The organism is Actinophytocola sp. (assembly GCF_036402745.1).
Taxonomy (GTDB): Bacteria; Actinomycetota; Actinomycetes; order Mycobacteriales; family Pseudonocardiaceae; genus Actinophytocola.
The window spans coordinates 1-1,852 of sequence record NZ_DASWSJ010000345.1 but is presented as its reverse complement, the minus strand read 5'-3'; the positions used below and the strand labels follow the sequence as shown (position 1 = coordinate 1,852).

The window sequence follows — 1,852 nt, the reverse complement described above, 5'->3', positions numbered from 1 at the left end:
CCTTGGACGAGGCCGGCCCAGGTCGGCGGATGGCGATGGTCGGGGGTGCGGTCGAGTTGGCCGCGACGGAAGCGATGCTGCGGCGGATCGGCCTGCATGCTGAGGTCTACCAGAAGGGCCGTCCTGGAGTGTTGCTCAAGGTAGCCCGGGCTCTGACAGCGGTCGGCGTGGCGCTCACTCCGTTCGGCCGGCGGTCGCGGCTCATTTCCAGCGTGGCCGGTGCTTCCTACCTCGGCGGGTCCGTGCTGACCCGCTTCGGAGTGTTCCAGGCAGGGCTGGCCTCGGCCCGCGACCCGAAGTACGTCGTCGTACCGCAGAAGGAACGAATGGCGCGCAAGGAGAGCAGTTCGTGACGGGTGTGGAAGCCGCGGTCCGCCTCACGCAGTACGCGGCCGGTGGCGGATGCGCGTGCAAGATCCCGCCTGGTGAGCTGGAGCGGATCGTCGGCGGCTTGCCCGCGGGCCGTGCCACCGGGGATCTGCTGGTCGGCGTCGAGCACGGCGACGACGCGGCTGTCGTGCGGATCGATGGTGATCGTGCGGTGGTCGCGACTGCCGACTTCTTCACTCCCGTTGTGGACGACGCCTACGACTGGGGGCGGATCGCCGCGACCAATGCGCTGTCCGACGTCTACGCGATGGGCGGCGATCCGCTGGTGGCGGTCAATCTGCTCTCCTGGCCGCGAGACAGGATCCCGTTCGAGCTGGCCGGCGAAGTACTTCGCGGCGGCGCCGACGTCTGCGCCGCGGCTGCGACCCACCTGGCCGGCGGCCACAGCATCGACGACCCGGAGCCGAAGTACGGCCTGGCGGTGACCGGGCTGGTAAACCCTGACCGGCTGCTGCGCAACGACAGCGGCCGCGCCGGTATGCCGCTCACGCTCACCAAGCCGCTCGGGCTCGGCGTCCTCAACAACAGGCACAAGGCGACCGGCGAGGTGTTCGAGCAGGCGGTCGCGACGATGACCACCTTGAACCGTGACGCCTCCCGCGCGGCGGTCGCCGCCGGTGCGGTCTGTGCGACCGACATCACCGGGTTCGGACTGCTCGGTCACCTGCTCAAGCTGGTCCGCGCCAGCGGCGTCGGCGCTGTCATCGACGCTTCCGCGGTTCCCTATCTGGACGGCGCGCGGCAGGCACTGGCCGCGGGCTTCGTCCCCGGCGGTAGCCGCCGCAATCTCGACTGGGTCCGGGACTCGCTGACCGCCTCGGTGTCCGAGGACGAACTGCTCCTGCTCGCTGACGCCCAGACCTCTGGCGGCCTGCTCGTCGCCGGCGAACTCCCCGGCCACCCGGTCATCGGCGAACTGGTCGCCGGCCCGCCGGGGATTGTCGTCCGCTGATCAGTTGGGGGACATCTCGGACCAGGGGAGGTCCGTGGCGGGGAGGGACGGAAGTGCCGCGATGGCGGCCAGTTCGCTGTCGAGGAGGCCGACCAGGATGGCCAGGCGGGTGGTGGTGTCGCTCGCCTCGAGGAGCTTCTGGCGATCCGGCGTCATCAGGGTCATGGCGGCCGAGATCAGGTAGGACAGTGTGCCCGGTTCGTCCGGGAGGCCGGCGATGTGCAGGCCCGGCTGGCTGATCTCGGAGATGGCGGCCGCGTAACGACGAAAGCGCTGGACCGCCACGGTCGCAGTACCGAGCGGGTCGTCGCCGGGCTCCTCGGTCAGCCATTCGACGTCGGCGATCAGGTAGTCGCCGCCGCTGTCGAGCTCGGCGACCTTGAAGCGGCGATTGCCGGTCAGCGTGACCTCGACCGGGCCGTCGTCGCCTGCCTCCAGGGTGATCTCGGAGATCGTCGCCGCGCAGCCGGTGCCGTAGAGGGAGCGGAACACCCGGTCACCGAGTTCATA

At 70.2% G+C, this 1,852-nt stretch carries 2 protein-coding genes and 1 pseudogene; 2 read left to right on the top strand and 1 reads right to left on the bottom strand.

Annotated features, from left to right (window positions below; all coding sequences use genetic code 11):
• Together VGD70_RS31290 and selD are read left to right on the top strand one after the other, a co-directional pair.
• Window positions 1-353, top strand: a pseudogene (locus tag VGD70_RS31290) (polysulfide reductase); the annotation flags it as partial.
• A gap of 5 nt (window positions 354-358) precedes the next feature.
• Complete coding sequence (selD, locus tag VGD70_RS31285) at window positions 359-1,342, top strand: selenide, water dikinase SelD (protein WP_331087730.1); 984 nt, start codon at window positions 359-361, stop codon at window positions 1,340-1,342.
• Here selD and VGD70_RS31280 read toward each other — a convergent pair.
• The coding region (locus tag VGD70_RS31280) for an LON peptidase substrate-binding domain-containing protein (protein WP_331087728.1) at window positions 1,343-1,852 on the bottom strand (510 nt) is incomplete at its 5' end.